The organism is Pseudocolwellia sp. G5-9, assembly GCF_055808995.1.
The window spans coordinates 318,325-333,495 of record NZ_CM147893.1 but is presented as its reverse complement, the minus strand read 5'-3'; the positions used below and the strand labels follow the sequence as shown (position 1 = coordinate 333,495).

13 protein-coding genes are annotated in these 15,171 nt (G+C 36.6%); 2 read left to right on the top strand and 11 right to left on the bottom strand.

Translation table 11 applies throughout. The features are described 5' to 3' along the window. Nucleotides 1-167: 167 nt before the first annotated feature. Nucleotides 168-908 (top strand): YceH family protein, encoded by a 741-nt coding sequence (locus AC0L5Q_RS01380; protein ID WP_473613885.1) that lies wholly within the window; start codon nt 168-170, stop codon nt 906-908. A 327-nt stretch (nt 909-1,235) separates the two neighbouring features. On the opposite strand, the gene AC0L5Q_RS01375 is transcribed toward AC0L5Q_RS01380, so the two are convergent. The 6 genes from AC0L5Q_RS01375 to AC0L5Q_RS01350 form a co-directional block, all read right to left on the bottom strand. Beyond that, complete coding sequence (locus tag AC0L5Q_RS01375; RefSeq protein WP_473613882.1) at nt 1,236-2,162, bottom strand: DUF1186 domain-containing protein; 927 nt, start codon at nt 2,160-2,162, stop codon at nt 1,236-1,238. Between the two features lie 64 nt (nt 2,163-2,226). Then, nucleotides 2,227-3,303, bottom strand: coding sequence for a site-2 protease family protein (locus AC0L5Q_RS01370; RefSeq protein WP_473613878.1), 1,077 nt, complete (start codon nt 3,301-3,303; stop codon nt 2,227-2,229). 81 nt (nt 3,304-3,384) lie between these two features. Continuing rightward, nucleotides 3,385-3,864, bottom strand: a complete 480-nt coding sequence (locus AC0L5Q_RS01365; RefSeq protein WP_473613874.1) for a GNAT family N-acetyltransferase — start codon at nt 3,862-3,864, stop codon at nt 3,385-3,387. A 32-nt stretch (nt 3,865-3,896) separates the two neighbouring features. Further along, a complete protein-coding gene (locus tag AC0L5Q_RS01360; RefSeq protein ID WP_473613870.1) occupies nt 3,897-4,484 on the bottom strand; it encodes a class I SAM-dependent methyltransferase in 588 nt (195 codons plus the stop codon). A gap of 106 nt (nt 4,485-4,590) precedes the next feature. Continuing rightward, nucleotides 4,591-5,052 (bottom strand): RidA family protein, encoded by a 462-nt coding sequence (locus tag AC0L5Q_RS01355; protein ID WP_473613866.1) that lies wholly within the window; start codon nt 5,050-5,052, stop codon nt 4,591-4,593. A 63-nt stretch (nt 5,053-5,115) separates the two neighbouring features. Next, complete coding sequence (locus tag AC0L5Q_RS01350) at nt 5,116-6,681, bottom strand: amidohydrolase family protein (RefSeq protein WP_473613862.1); 1,566 nt, start codon at nt 6,679-6,681, stop codon at nt 5,116-5,118. A gap of 236 nt (nt 6,682-6,917) precedes the next feature. Here AC0L5Q_RS01350 and AC0L5Q_RS01345 point away from each other — a divergent pair, with 236 nt between their 5' ends. After that, the gene (locus AC0L5Q_RS01345; protein ID WP_473613859.1) at nt 6,918-9,290 is read left to right on the top strand and encodes a TonB-dependent receptor; all 2,373 of its coding nucleotides are present in this window, start codon (nt 6,918-6,920) and stop codon (nt 9,288-9,290) included. Between the two features lie 77 nt (nt 9,291-9,367). Here the strand turns inward: AC0L5Q_RS01345 and AC0L5Q_RS01340 are convergent, their stop codons facing one another. The 5 genes from AC0L5Q_RS01340 to AC0L5Q_RS01320 form a co-directional block, all read right to left on the bottom strand. After that, entirely contained in the window at nt 9,368-9,739 is a 372-nt protein-coding gene (locus tag AC0L5Q_RS01340) for a VOC family protein (RefSeq protein ID WP_473613856.1), read from the bottom strand. A 206-nt stretch (nt 9,740-9,945) separates the two neighbouring features. Continuing rightward, on the bottom strand, nt 9,946-11,211 hold the full coding sequence (locus AC0L5Q_RS01335; protein ID WP_473613852.1) for an MFS transporter: 1,266 nt from the start codon (nt 11,209-11,211) through the stop codon (nt 9,946-9,948). A 156-nt stretch (nt 11,212-11,367) separates the two neighbouring features. Further along, nucleotides 11,368-12,834, bottom strand: coding sequence for an SLC5 family protein (locus tag AC0L5Q_RS01330; protein ID WP_473613848.1), 1,467 nt, complete (start codon nt 12,832-12,834; stop codon nt 11,368-11,370). Beyond that, nucleotides 12,831-13,586, bottom strand: coding sequence for a SapC family protein (locus AC0L5Q_RS01325; RefSeq protein ID WP_473613844.1), 756 nt, complete (start codon nt 13,584-13,586; stop codon nt 12,831-12,833). Before AC0L5Q_RS01325 ends, AC0L5Q_RS01330 begins: the two co-directional genes overlap by 4 nt. 22 nt (nt 13,587-13,608) lie before the next feature. After that, entirely contained in the window at nt 13,609-15,138 is a 1,530-nt protein-coding gene (locus AC0L5Q_RS01320; RefSeq protein WP_473613840.1) for a tryptophan halogenase family protein, read from the bottom strand. Nucleotides 15,139-15,171: the final 33 nt, after the last annotated feature.

Sequence of the window (15,171 nt, the reverse complement as noted above, 5' to 3'; positions counted from 1 at the left end):
TTATTTGCGCCGATATCGGTACTTGTTACATAACGGCTAAATAACAAACTAAGTCGTGACTTTATTTTATTATTCGCAATGTTGCTTATTATTAGGTAGCTAAATCGCCATATTTATTGGTATAACTGCTTATAACAACAAAAATAATTTTATAAAGGGTCTTCGACATGCTCACTCTCACTGCCATACAATGCCGCATTATTGGTGTTATGTTAGAAAAAGAAACAACAACTCCAGAGCAATATCCACTGTCTTTAAACAGCCTTAGCATTGGCTGTAATCAAAAAAGTAGCCGTGAACCCGTAATGTCTTTGTCTGAAAGTGATGTACAAAACGAAATAGACGCGCTACAACAAGCCAACTTATTAATGGTTGATCACCAAGCATCGGGCCGCGTGAATAAATATATTCATCGTTTTTGTAATACCGAGTTTGGCGATTTACAGTTTACGCCGCAGCAAAGAGCAATTATTTGCGTATTACTTTTACGTGGACCACAAACACCAGGCGAACTTCGTACGCGCACGAATCGTTTGGCTGATTTTGCTAATGTTACTGAGGTAGAAGCCACGTTAGCCCAACTGCAAAACTTAAACGGCCAAGTACTAGTGAAAAAACTTGCCCGAGAGCCTGGTAAACGTGAATGTCGTTACTTACATTTACTTTCACCTAATTCTCAAAGTGCAGAGGAAGAAGTAAGCTGTGAAGACAACACTTATGAAAGTAATGTCAGAACTCATGCAGGAAACGATACGAGAACTAATATCGAAAAATATTCCATTGAACACGACGAGAAGAAACAAGAAAACACGCCATTACACCTCAGAATTACCGCGTTAGAACAACAAGTTGTTGCATTAACCGAGCAAGTAGCATTGTTAACACTGATGATAGAAGATAACGGCTAAACAGCTATAAACAAGCCTTTTATGGGGGGTAGATACACTTTATTTATAGCTCCCTATTTTGAGTAAAATGGCTGTAGTAACTCTATCATCAGCCGTTAGATCATATGTCGCTGTTGTCGCTGTAATGATTTTTAATTATTTATGCCCGTAACCATTCAAGATACAGGTTTCAGTGGGAACGAAAAGGTGTAAGTGAAACGGCATTACAACTTAGCCAACAGCTAATACATATTCTCTGTTTGGTATGGGTAGCTCGTTAAATGTATCAACCGCTGACGCTATTGTTTTAACCAAATACGCCAGCCAATTAAGAAAGAAGTAACCTTGTTATAAGCAGCATTTTTTATGTTTTTTACCACTTCCACATGGACATGGATCATTGCGCCCAACTTTAGGTTCTGCAATAAAGGGTTCTATTGTGGGATAATCAAAACCTTCTAATTCAGCTAATGCTTCTCTCATTGCTTTGGTGTCGGCTGCATTTTGCTCTGGTGTTTTAAAGGACGACCAGGTTCTTAATTCGTTAATAACATTAAATTCTGTACGTATAAAGCCTAATAAAACACCTTCTTTGAATGAAGTGTCCCACTCTTCAATTTCTTCTGGAGTTATATAGTCAGGTGCTAATTCAAATTTATTGGCTAGGTCTAAAAATTGCGCTTGGAACTCTTGCAACTCATACGCCATACAACAAACAGCAAGTGCCGCTAAAAAGTGTTCACTGATGTTGTTGGCTAATGGAACAAAGTGCGCTATCCATAACGTGAGCAATTCAACTAAATACTGACGTGTTATTAAGTCATTTTCATATTTAGCAAATAAACAATGTGCCGCAGCTACTTTTACAAAGCTACCTGAACGTGGGCTTAGTATTATTTTTTCAAGACCTTGGGTATCACTTTCGCTTAATATGTAGAAAAAGCTTGGTAATAATTCAGTGAGAGAATCCCCCAGTAATTCGTCAAGTGCGCCTTGGAATTCGTCGTCACGGTCACACAAGTTTAATAATAACGGATAGGCTTGGTATTCTTTTTGTTGCACCGCTAAAAGTATCCCCATGAACAAAAAAGTATTTTCTTGATCGCTAAACGCAGACGACTCTTCATTAAATTTAAGCATGCTTTGTTTAATTAGCGGCCATAGTTGTGGCCAGTTCTGTACTGCACTTTCTAGCTCTTCTTCAGGTAGGTAGCCTTCTTGAAAGGTAGACAGTGTAGTTATAATAGTTGACAGTTCGTTTGAATTTTTCATCATGTTTATCTTTTAATATTTTTAAATTAAATGTTTAAGGGTATTTATTAGCGATTATTATTACAAACTAACTATTCAATATTTTAAGCGGTAGCGACAATGCTCCGTTATCTGTTTGCCCTACTAACCAAATAATGGCACTTAAACCACCTACGGTTAATACATACCATACGGCTGAAACGATTTGTGCGTAACGGTTAAGGGGCAGAAGTTCGCTTAAATGTCGACGTTTGTATTCAAAGAATATTTCAATGCAGCCAATCGCGAGTAAAAAGCCTAGCAGCGCTAAACCAAACTGGTAGCTGAGATAAATCCCGAGTGCTGCACCTAATATACAAGCGACTAAACCAATGCGTGAGTTTATTGAAAAGGCGATGCTTTTTAGTACGTGTCCGCCATCTAACGGCAATACAGGCAGTAAGTTAAATAAGTTAAGCAACGCGTTAAATACAGCGATACCTGCCAGTATTTCTATGTCGGTTATCCAGTAGCCAATTAACGCGGCTACCGAGAGGATTAAACCAAAGAATGGTCCCATGATGGATATAACTACGTCTTGCCAGCGGGTATTAATTTTGTCGTCGCTAAGTGCTAAGCCGCCCACAAAAGGTATAAGGTAAATGCCTTTGGTTTTTAGTCCAAAGTATTTCATGGCTTTGATATGACCATATTCGTGAAACACTAAACAAAGGATTAAAGCGATGGCGAATTCGATTGAAAACAACCAGCTGTATGCAGCCAAACTGCCTGCTGCAAATAATACTTTTACCACCTTGGCGCTTTTTAATAGCTTTAAACCAAGGCCTGCCATGCCTACAAAACTGAATTTAAAAGGTTGTTTTTTATTTTGGCTATTTTGGCGTTGTTCTATGTCTTTTTCGTTGAGTGTGTTTTCTTCAACAAGTTCGTCGTTAATGCATAGTTTAAATTGCAGATCAAAGGGTTGCCATTGTAATGAACCATTAAGCTTTACGTGAAGTTCACCCTGTTCGTTTTGCAGAAGAAATTTATGTTCAAAGTTGCTGTCGGTATTGGCATCAATTTGCGATACACATTGGTCATCCCAAAACAGTTGTTGCCACCCAGCCATTGAACCTTCTAAACGTAATGTTTTACCTAAACATTCTGTTTCTAATAATTGCACTTTGTAAACTCAATAAAAATAAAACCTTGCACGATTATCACTATATTTATTGATGCCGCAAGGGTTATTGACATTATTCACTTAGCAATTACACAATGCTTGTCTCATTTTACGACCACCAACAGGGAGTAAGCCATTTTGTTGATAGAAATTTAAAGTTCTTTCAAATTCAGGTAAAGGAGGAGTACATAATTCAATACATGACCACTCATGTTGCTTTCCGTAGTTTTGAGCTTGTTCTATAAGCATAGAACCTACGCCAGAAGATCTGTACTCAGGTAAAACATAAAATTCTTGAATGACACCAATTTTACCACCCGCGTATAAAGCATAGGTTTCGGTAAATGTAACAACGGCAATTGTTTTATTTTTATATTCGCCAATAATTGCAGCATAGTGACCATCACGAATTAACTCTCGACAACGCTCAATAGTACCATTGAGATTAATATCAAAATGCTGAGCTTTTGTTAACTCACAAATTTCAGTAGTAAGAGCAACAACTAAAGAGCCGATTATTTCAGAGTCCTTAGTTGTTGCTACGCTAAAGTTGATTTCCATTCATACTCTCTATTTTATTAGCTTATATAAAATTATTTTAGTGACCCAATGGCTTGAATTACAGCTCCTAAACCATGATGATTAATCCCTTCATTCACTACTCGGTCAAGTGCTTCAAGATGGCTAAATGAAAAATGAGGGAGCTCTTTGATTAACGTTTCTTTTGAAATCATCATAGAAGCTAATGGAGGACCACCCGTTTTATATGTTAACTGCTCAGGTCTATAACCCTCTAACAAAAGAACGCCTGATGGCTTAATTGCTAATTCAATTCGTTTATATAAATCTTGTCTGAGTGTTTCTGGTAAATGACAGTAGATAGAAACGATCCCGTCCCATTTACGTTCACCAAGATCAAATACTGCTAAATCAGCACAAATAGTTTCAATAACTACGTTATTTTCTTTAGCAAGCTTTTCTGCTTTTTTTAGACCTACGCTAGATATGTCTACAGCTGTAACTGAATATCCTAATTTGGCTAAGAAAACGGCATTCCTTCCTTCACCTTCAGCAAGTAATAACACGTTTCCTTTGGGAATAGAGTTGTAATGACTTTTAAGAAAGTCATTCGGTAACTTTCCGTAAACATATTCTTCTCTGTCGTATTCTTTATCCCACATGGCTAAACTCTCTGTTTATTATGTAAACGTTTTAATAATAACACTCACTTTATGAATGAATAAACTACCAGAAAGCAGAATATACTCAATTAGTTAAATAAAATAATCAATAAAACACTGCCATACATTCCACTTCAGTTTTTGCACCTAAGCCTAAACCATTTGTACCAAAAGCACTTCGGGCTGGGTATGGCTTACTGAAGAATGATTTATAAACCTCGTTAAAAGCTGGCCAGTCGGCCATATCAGACAGCATAACGGTGCATTTAACAACGTTTTTCATGGTTAGGTTGTGGGCTTCAAGTATGGTTTTAATGTTGTTCATGGTTTGTTTTGCTTCGGCTTTTATACCACCATCAACTAATGAAAGTGTGCCGAGTGTGATGCCCAGTTGCCCTGAAATATACAAGGTATTGTCTACCCGAACAGCTTCTGAAAATGGCATATCTAACGACTTAGCAAACACACTGCCTGAGTTTAAAAACTCAACGTTAGCTTTTGAACCAGCATAAAGATGTGGTGTAAATAAAAGTGTAATTAGGCTTATAGCTATTGATAATTTTTTCATTTCATATCCTTTGTTTTTTTGATGTTAGGTAACGAGTAAATTATTAATATCACTATGGGTAGCTTAATTTTTTACTTGTCTTCTAATGGCTTTACCCGGCATGGCACTTCTAATTAATTGTCCATTTTCAATAATAGGTGTGCCGTTAACAATAACAGTTTTCATTCCTTTAGAGGTTAATATTGGCTTTGCAAAGGTCGCTCTGTCGGTAAGTTCAGCAAAATCGAAAATAACAATATCGGCATCTGCGCCCTCTTGAATACGGCCTTTAAACTTCATTTGCTCAACACTTGTTTCTAGTATTTGTGCCGGTATTAACGACATTTTTCTGATGGCTTCACTTAACGATATTTTTTTACTTTCTTTAACAAACTGACGAATAAATCGAGAATAACTACCTGCAGATCTTGGGTGAGTTTGAGCGTTTTCAGGTAATGGCCAAACATCACCAGAAATCATTCTATGGGTTGTTGCATCCATTATCGGCATTCCGTCTGAGGCTACCGCTCCATTAGGAAATAACTGAGAAATTTCATATAGGTGTTGATCCGATGCCGAATGCTCTGGATCTAAATAATTGAAGATGATGATAGATCGAGGACTGTTATCTTGTAGCTCTTTAAAACTGGTTGGGGTTAGCTGTTTACCATTAAACGAGAAGTCTGTTTCGTTCGCATTACCTAAGCGCTCTTTCCAATGTTCACCACGAAACATTTGCCCACCAATCGCGGTACTTGCTGCTGAATAAGGATAAGCTTCAACTGAAATTTTTACTCCTTGTTTTTGTGCATTAAGTACAAGTTCGGCTACGTCTTCTATATCGCGAGCGCTGGTACTATTTAAATGAGAAATATGTGCATGAGCCCCCGTACTTGCCGCAGCAGAAATTAATTCTTGGTAAGCTTCAAAGGCACTTTTAGGTTCTTGTGTACTAGCGAAACGTATATGATTAAAGGTAGAAACGTTATATTTAGCGGCTAATTTATGTAGTTGGTAATATTCTTTTCTATTCGAATTTGGGCTATACCCTGCCAGAATACCTACCCCTAGTGCGCCAGCATTTATGGCTTTTTCAACTACGTTAATAATTTCAGTTTGCTGTGCTTTTGTCGCTAGGTTTCTACTCCAGTTAGGTAAAGAAAAAACCCGTAATGCTTCGCCCGGTATGCCATTAAAAGTCGCGTTATCTAACACCATAGCGCGAGCCATAGACCAATTAGCTGAAGCGCCATAGTTAATCGGTCGTCCTTCTTTGGCTATATTGCTATAAAACTTATCAACTTCGAGCACGCCAGCTTCTAATTCTAATGCGGTTGTTACGCCGTCAAATGCTTGTAAACGTGCGTTGGGTAATAATTGCCCGTGAGCATGTAAATCAATAAAACCAGGAGATACCACTAAACCTGTCGCATCAATCGTTTTTTTACCTGTTATAGATGTTGTTGATATTTTAGTGATTTTTCCTGCTGAAATGCCTATCCATCGTTTTGCATCTAAATCGGTTTCAGGATCGATTACACGACCATTTTTAATCACTAAATCATAGTTATCAGCAAAGCTTACGGTGCTTAGGCTAATAGATGTAGCCACAGTTAACGCTGCTATTAATGTATTTTTATATGTTTTCATTTTTACCTTCAATGGCTAATGAATTGTTCTAATTAGATAGTTATAGCTTAGCTGTTAATAAAACTCATGCCTAAGTTTCAACAACACAAAAAAACAACAAACCTTTGACTGTCTACTTTTTATTCAAATATTTAACATTATCACGCCAAAAAGCCATGGCAATATTAATAAATGTACTATGATTAAAACATATGACAGTAAAGTCTGTTTACATAACCAACTGGGAAGTTAGTCACATGAAAACAAGAAACTTTCAATTAAAAGCTTTGTCTAGCGCTATAATTACCCTTATATCTACCCATATCTATGCACAAGACACGACGAACCTTGAACGTATAGAAATAACAGCCCAAAAGCGAACGCAAAATATTCAAGAAGTCCCTGTTTCAGTGAGCGCATTTACCGGTGAGCAGCTAACAAAAAATCATGTGACCAGTTTGGTTGACGCGTCAGAAATGATGCCCAATGTAGAAATATCAAGCACCAGCTCAATGCCTCAAATATATATGCGTGGTATAGGTGCTGGCATTAATTACGGTTTTGAACAATCGGTAGCTCAGTTTAGAGATAATATTTATATAGGCCGAGCTATTATGGCTAGAGCACCTGTTTTTGATATAGAGAGAGTTGAAGTGCTCAAAGGTGCACAAAGTATTATGTTTGGAAAAAACGCTACTGCCGGTGTTATTTCAACCATGACTAAAAACGCAATTAACGATACAGAAGGTATGTTTAGTGCAAGTTACGGCTCATATTCAACCCTGAATATTGAAGGTATGTTTAATACCGCAATAAGCGATAATTGGTCTGCGAGGATCGCGGGCGTTATCAAAACAACCAATGGTTTTACCAAAAACAATCTTGATAACAATCAAATTAGAGGCGTAGATCATATAGACGGGCAGGAAAATTCAGGCGTAAGACTATCGCTACAAGGTGAACTTGATAACGGCCTATCCGTTGGTATCAAGGTTGAACATTCAGAATCTGACTTCGAACTGAGCTCAAGACAATATTATGTAGACAACAGCGCATTAGCGGCGGCTATAGATAAAGGCCACTCAGCGGGGCTTACCGCTTTATTAGATCCAAAAGCAATAATAGATAAAAGAGTGGAGTTTGATGACACCGCAGGCGATCAATCTCCTTTTAATGACAACCTTGAAAGCGACACCGCGGTATTAACCCTTGAGTACAACCTTAACAATAACGCCTTAACCTCAATTACCACGTATCAAGATTACACATGGAATAACGCCTATGACCCAACCTATTCGGCCCAAAACTGGGTGGCTCTTGATAGAACAGAAAACTTTGATCAGCTCACTCAAGAATTACGCTTTGTCACTCCCGAGGCACAAGTCGGTGAGTTAGACTACATTGTGGGTGTGTACTATACCCAACAAAATTTAGACCTTAAGCAAAATGCTGATATGTATCAGTTTCCATCAGTACCTATTCCTGATAGTCGGTATGGATTATTTTCTGATTTTGCAATGGACGAATGGAGTATCGCCGCTTTTACTTCAGTAGGCTGGCAAGTAAATGAAAAGCTAAAATTTGATTTAGGAGTACGTTTTGATAAAGAAAACAAAACCGTTACCTCGTTACAAAAAACCTATACTGCCGATTTTGGTATACCTGAAGCGAATGCCTTAGGTTTAGCTGATCAAATTTTAGCTGCATTTGGTGCAGGTAATCATTTACTTAATGAAGATCGCGATGAGACTCACTTATCCCCTAGTTTAAAAATGAGTTACCAAGAAAACAAAAAACTAATGTATTACGCCAGCGCAACCGTTGGTAATAAAGGTGGAGGATTCGACGGAACCTTATTAAATAACACGGGAATTATGGGCACAAGTTCCGCGAGTGGTGATGCTTATAACCACTTTAACCCTGCGGTAACACCTTCTGATTCTTTTGAATATGAAGATGAGAAAGCCACAGCGTTTGAAATAGGCCTTAAGTCTGACATTTTAGATGGTAAAGGACGTATCAATATCGCTTATTACCACACCAAGTTTGAAAACATGCAAGTATCCGCGTGGGACGGACAAAGTTATATTGTTGATAATGCAGCCAAGTCGATTGTACAAGGACTTGAAACAGACTTTACCTTTATTTTGAATGACTATTGGTTCTTATCAGGCGGTGCAGCTTATTTAGACTTTGAATACGACAGCTTTAAAAACGGCGTAGCTACGGTATGGCAAGATAAGATAGAAGGATTAAGAGGACAAGACTTAACAGGTAAACGTGGCGTTTATGCACCAGAAGTTACCGCAAGTTTATCAATAAATTACGAAGATGAATTATCACAGGCGATATTGTTATCGAGTAACTTATTCGTTAATTACTCATCCGAATTTTACACCGCTTCAGACCTCGATGAACAGTCTAAGCAAGACTCGTTTGCCAAACTAAATTTTCGACTTGGCTTAAGTGATTCAGCTGATGGTAAATGGAGTGTCGCCTTTTTAGCGAAAAATATAACCGATGAACAAGTTATACGTACTTCTCAAGATTTACCTGGTAATGCATTTGCTTATTGGGTGTCTATTGACCCACCGCGTACGTACACAATTACAGGTACTTATAGTTTTTAGGTGATTAAAGTATTTTCAAAAAATATGTTTAGGAGGTGAATTCAAGCATAACAAGAGGTTATGCTTGAATTTTAATGTTAACCGAAGTGGTTAAAAACAATTTTATTACCATCGAAATCACGAAAGTAAGCACCATAAAAAACATCTGGAATACGTTGACCCGGCGCGCCATCGCATGTTGCACCTAAAGCGATAGCTTTATGGTACATTTCGTCACATTTTTCTTTTGAACCTGGTGCAATAGCAAGCATGTTGCCATTACCGCAGTTTTGCGCTTTTTCATTATGTGGGATACAAATGGCAAGTAGTAACTCTTCCATACTCTTACCAAAAAATATAATACGTTCATGTTTTATTAAAGTTTTTGCGCCAAGAGGAGCTAAAAGTTCATTATAAAAAGCTTCTGATTTTTCTAAATCGGTTACACCAATCGTTACATAACTGAGCATAGGTATTCCTTTTTTATTATAGAGAATTACTGACTACAACAGGTAAATTTTTAACCTGTCAATAAGCGCTACGTAGTAGACCCACACAATAACACTATTATTTCGTCGTTGGTGTTAATTAAAAATTAATTTTAAAAGATCCCCTGCCACCTCAATATACATAAATACTTGAAACGTAAACCGGTATTTGAATTATTCAGTTTCTATTAATAACAGTTTTTTTTAATGGTAACGGGTATATTTACACTGACAAAAGTAAGTAAAAAACCAAAACTTAAAACTAATAATCCTATAATGATAGAACTATTATTTAAGCCTAAAGCGTCTGTGAGTAAACCTATTCCTAGTAATGAAAAAACACCAACAAACGACTCTGACGCCCCTATAAATGAAAGTAAAGTGCCCCGCTGTTTTGAACTAAAATGACGGTGCCAGTAATCACTTAAAAATACGGCTTTGTATGCGGTTAAAATATAAATAAGAAAAAACAAAGCGACAATAAATAAGTTATTCAATAAACCACAAAAAATATAAACAAATCCTGCAACAACAGGGAAAGCGATAAGAATATACTGACTCTTTGTTACAGCAATAAGCTTATCAGCATACCAACTCACTATACTACTTAGCCCCATACCTACCGCAAGAATAATTCCAAGATAACCTGCATTAGGTAGTAAACCATCTAACATGGGTCCTCTAATAATAGCTGAATGAGCACGTATTGTGGTGCCAACTAAACTTGTAAATAGCAACATCCATAAGAGTTTTTTGTTGTTTCTTACGGTGCAATAACTACGTACACAAATTTGTTTAATTGCTTTATGGTAATGCTCTTTTGCTGAAATAAATTTATCGAAGACAGTCGTTTTGATGATAAGAGAAACTTGATATTTTTTAGTATTTCGATAAACGGTTTCTTTCATAGTTAAGCTAAAAAAGCCCAATAAAATAAAAGTACTACCTGTTAAATAAAAAACAAGTGACTGGTCGTATTGGTAAATGTAGCCCCAGAGTATTCCAGCAAAAGCTGCAGATATTTTGAAAATAGCACCACTTCGCCCTAAATATTTTTTAAATTCATTTTCTCTCTTAAGCTTTTTTAACGAGTCATATAATAAGGATTGATCCGCGCCTGACTCTAAACTGATACCAATTCCACCTATCAAAGCGGCTAATACAAAAACAGGTAGTGTAAAACCTGCAGCAATCAAAACAAACTCGCAGCCCATTAAAATACAACCTAAAAATATGCTAACTTTTCGACCGAGCAAGTCAGAAATAATCCCAGTAGGAACTTCTAATATTACCAAGGTAATTAAAGATGCAGTTTCAATTAAACTTAATTGGCTATATGAAATATCAGCGGAGAGATAAAAAAGGTTAAGCAAAGGACCAACAACCGTGAAACCGGAAATTGCAGAGTAAATTTGATACTTATGAATATTTTGTTGATATGCAATATCGACCATTCATCGTTATAAGTACCGCATAAACCTTATACCTTATGTATTAAAACTGGCTTAACTATAGTTAGTATTTTTTCATTGCGCGAATATAATGATCCGTCTATATTTCAGACAAAAAAAAGGAGCTAAAAAGCTCCTTTGTACAATACGTTTTAATAATTAACTCGTTATAAGCTCATCATTTTTAGATGAAAAACGTGCAGTACCACCAAATATAAATTTGTTCACTAATAATGCAAATGCTACACAGGCAATTAAAGTGAAAAACATAAGGTGGATATAATGTAGACCAAAAGGTGCGTGAAATGGTGAGAACTCAAAAGATATTGAACCATATAAAATTACACCAAAGAACACAGCTGCAATACCTGCATTTGCATGAACGCCTCTAAACAAAAGACCCACTATAAAAATTGAAAGTATCGGCATACTAAATAAGCCCCACAACTGTTGAAGTAGGTTAAGAATACTATCCGCTTGTTGATATAACGGCACAAGCGCAAGAGATATAAAGGTTAGCGCTACGGTGATCCAAGCACTTAACTTAGGTACATTAATATCGTCGTTAATATAAGGTTCGTGAATATCACACACATACAGTGCAGTTGCAGAGTTTAAGTTACTGTTATAAGTAGACAGTACCGCTGCCGCCATTGCTGCGGCAAAGATACCTGATAACCATGCGGGTAATAAATCGCCCACTATTTGTCCGTAGGCCGCATCACCAATATCGCCATAAAGTTTGTATGAAATAATGCCCGGTATAACAATAATTGCCGGCACAATAATAATACGAATACCTATCGCTGCAAAAACACCTTTTTGTGCTTCTTTTAAGTTAGGCGCAGCCATAGCACGTTGAGTAATAACTTGGTTTGTGCCCCAGTAAAACATTTGTATAAAGATCATACCGGTAAGTAAGGTATGCCAAGGAATAGGTGAATCGTCTGCACCAATAAAGGTTAAACGATCAGCCGGTATACCTGAAAAATCATAATCAATCGCGTTTAACGATAAAAACACAACGGTAATAGCCATCCCCAGTAATAAAACGCCTGAGTAAGTATCAGACACAGCAACAGCGCGAAGACCACCAAAGATGGCATACATAGCACCTACAGCAGCAAATGCTGTAGCAATATACATAATGGGAATATCTACCTGAAACATGGTTTGCATAAATAATGCGCCACTGTAAATAACAGCAGGACAAAAAATAAGCGCACTACTCAAAAAGAACATTGTGCCTATAACCGCTCTAATATGTTTATTGTTATAACGCTTTTCTAATAATTCAGTCGTGGTAGTACAGTTATATTTGTAATAAACAGGAAGGAATACTTTAGCAAGAAGAAACAAGCCAAGTACGGCAGCAAATTCCCACCACGCGAGCAATGCCATTTGATTACCATTTGAACCTACAAGCTGATCGGTACTCAAATTGGTAAGAGTGATTGAACCTGCAACAAAATACCAAGCTAAACCACCGCCAGCTAAAAAGTATTCTTTATTTTGTTGATCTTTGCCTTTTCCTCTACCGTGGCCTCTACATTTCAAATAGGTAAGAAGAGCAATAAAAGCAGTCACTAATATAAATACAGAAATTTGGATCATGTTCTGGCTCATAGTTCATCACCTTTATTTATGTTCATTTTTATACCTGTAATTTTACGATTTTGTGTTTTGTTATGAAGCGTCATTAATCTATTTATTTGCGTTAAAGAAGCTAACATTGCATAGATTGGCATAAGAAAATTCAGTTGATGAAACTCAAATAGAACCTCTTGAGATAAACCATTCAATGAAGTTTCATTAATGGTATATAGTCCTTTAATTTTATTTTGTTCCATACTTTCATATTGCGTAGCAAGTTCAATTTCAACCAATAAATCATGCTTGAGAAGTAACTCAGTAAATTGATGTGTCATCATTTCACTTTGATAATAGGCGGATATATTTTGTTGAATACTTAACAAAAACTGACTTGGCTCGTTTTCATTAAATAGTGCTTCCCCTTCTGTTTGACTTAAATAGTCACTATCTTGATCGATATAGAGTGTAAGCGTTTTTTCAGCTTTAGGATCTGGACCTAAATCAAACGGAGTTCTTAAAAAAGTAGACGGTACATAAGTACCTAACCATTCATTTTCTGTAAAAAATAAATTTTTCCCCGCTAATAAACCTAACATCGATATAGCTCTAAATTTCCCTTGTTCTGCATCTTTCATGTAAACAATGGGAAAACTTGTACTTGCTTGCGCAAATTCATTTACAGATAGCGGTGTTAAATGTTGATGCTCACTTTGTTTGAAATTTTTATGTGGCAAAATTTTTATATTTTTGTGTTGGTTGGGATCTAGCAAAACATATTTTGTCATTTTAATTCTCTAATGTTTTTTGTTAAATTTTTGAAAAACCAATATCTTTAACTTTTTCTAATAATTCACGATGTAATGGTAATGAATACTGTAATTGTTCAATTTGTATTTTATTAATGGAAAACTGTCTTTGCGCAATATCATCTCTTTGGTACAAGTGTTCGCTTTGTTTAAAGTCAGTTTTAAAGCCCGCACCATAGAGAATATATTGATAGCTAGCCGCAGTGAATGCTTCATCTCGATCTGTAAAGTCATACTCTTTGGGTGCTCTATACTGCCAAAGTAACAGAAGTTCACTTAAAGATTCTGGAACAGATGACTTGTGCCGATTATCAATCCAAAATGGTTCTGTTCTTTCACCCAATACATAGTGTAATTTTAAAAAGTCGATCACGCCTCGCCACTTCATTGTCATCAGGCGATTAAATCTTTTAGATACAATATGCATTTGGTCTTTGTTGTTAGGTAATTGCTCAGTAATAAAGTTAGCTGATGTTTCAATCAACATAATGGCTGAAGCTTCTAGCGGCTCTAAAAACCCCGCAGATAAACCAACAGCAACACAATTGTTTTTCCAAAATAATTGCCTATGCCCCGGTGTAAAAGAAATAACTTTAGCTGTGTGAGGTAATGATTTTTTGCCAATATAAGTTGCAAGTACCTGTTTAGCCTGTTCTTCAGTACTATATTTACTCGAATAAACATAACCCACGCCTCGCCTAGTTTGAAGGCCAATATCCCATATCCAACCAGCCTCTTGAGCAGTAGATATTGTTTGGCTAGCAATAGGACTATTTGGTGAGTCATACTCAATTTGAACCGCGACCGCAGTATCCGCAAGGAACACATTATCACAAGGAACAAGTGGCACCTTGAGTGTTTCACCTAATAAAAGGCTTTTCATGCCGGTACAATCAATAAATAAATCAGCCTGTATTTCACCATTATTTTCAGTAAAAACTGACTCAACATCTCCATTTTTTGCTTGTTTTATTGTTTGTACGGTATCTGAAATATGATTAACACCTAGTTGCTCACAACAATGTTCACGCAACAATTCAATAAATTGAGTGGCATCTAAATGATAGCCATAATTAGCCACAACTTCATATTCTTTATTCGCAATAGATTTAGGTGCTAAGCCTTTTTCACATAGATATTGCTGAAAATTGACTGATTCAGCAAAAGATTGAGTAGCCGATAAAGATTTTTGCCAGTAAGGCGCTAAATCAAATTTATTGAAAGACTGAGGTTCTGTAAAAGGATGGTAATACACGTTATTCGTTTCTGAAATCCAGTTAACAAATTTACTACCTTGTTTAAAGGTGGCTGAACAACGCTTAATAAATGTATTTTCTGAAATACCTAATTTTGCCAAAGTTTGACGCATCGTTGGCCATGTTCCTTCACCTACTCCAATAGATGATATGTCTGGTGACTCGATAAGTGTAACGTTAATGTTATGGGTGTGTTTTTTAATAAGTAACCCCGCAGTAATCCAACCTGCAACACCTCCTCCCAATACTAAGACATTTTTAATGTTAGAAGACACATGATTACCTTTGATAGTGATGAATAAGATTGG

What these genes read in the sequence shown, in the direction of transcription:
- AC0L5Q_RS01380 (WP_473613885.1), top strand. Translation starts at nt 168, where the DNA reads ATGCTCACTCTCACTGCCATACAATGCCGCATTATTGGTGTTATGTTA.
- AC0L5Q_RS01375 (WP_473613882.1), bottom strand. Translation starts at nt 2,162, where the DNA reads ATGATGAAAAATTCAAACGAACTGTCAACTATTATAACTACACTGTCT.
- AC0L5Q_RS01365 (WP_473613874.1), bottom strand. Translation starts at nt 3,864, where the DNA reads ATGGAAATCAACTTTAGCGTAGCAACAACTAAGGACTCTGAAATAATC.
- AC0L5Q_RS01360 (WP_473613870.1), bottom strand. Translation starts at nt 4,484, where the DNA reads ATGTGGGATAAAGAATACGACAGAGAAGAATATGTTTACGGAAAGTTA.
- AC0L5Q_RS01355 (WP_473613866.1), bottom strand. Translation starts at nt 5,052, where the DNA reads ATGAAAAAATTATCAATAGCTATAAGCCTAATTACACTTTTATTTACA.
- AC0L5Q_RS01350 (WP_473613862.1), bottom strand. Translation starts at nt 6,681, where the DNA reads ATGAAAACATATAAAAATACATTAATAGCAGCGTTAACTGTGGCTACA.
- AC0L5Q_RS01345 (WP_473613859.1), top strand. Translation starts at nt 6,918, where the DNA reads ATGAAAACAAGAAACTTTCAATTAAAAGCTTTGTCTAGCGCTATAATT.
- AC0L5Q_RS01340 (WP_473613856.1), bottom strand. Translation starts at nt 9,739, where the DNA reads ATGCTCAGTTATGTAACGATTGGTGTAACCGATTTAGAAAAATCAGAA.
- AC0L5Q_RS01335 (WP_473613852.1), bottom strand. Translation starts at nt 11,211, where the DNA reads ATGGTCGATATTGCATATCAACAAAATATTCATAAGTATCAAATTTAC.
- AC0L5Q_RS01330 (WP_473613848.1), bottom strand. Translation starts at nt 12,834, where the DNA reads ATGAGCCAGAACATGATCCAAATTTCTGTATTTATATTAGTGACTGCT.
- AC0L5Q_RS01325 (WP_473613844.1), bottom strand. Translation starts at nt 13,586, where the DNA reads ATGACAAAATATGTTTTGCTAGATCCCAACCAACACAAAAATATAAAA.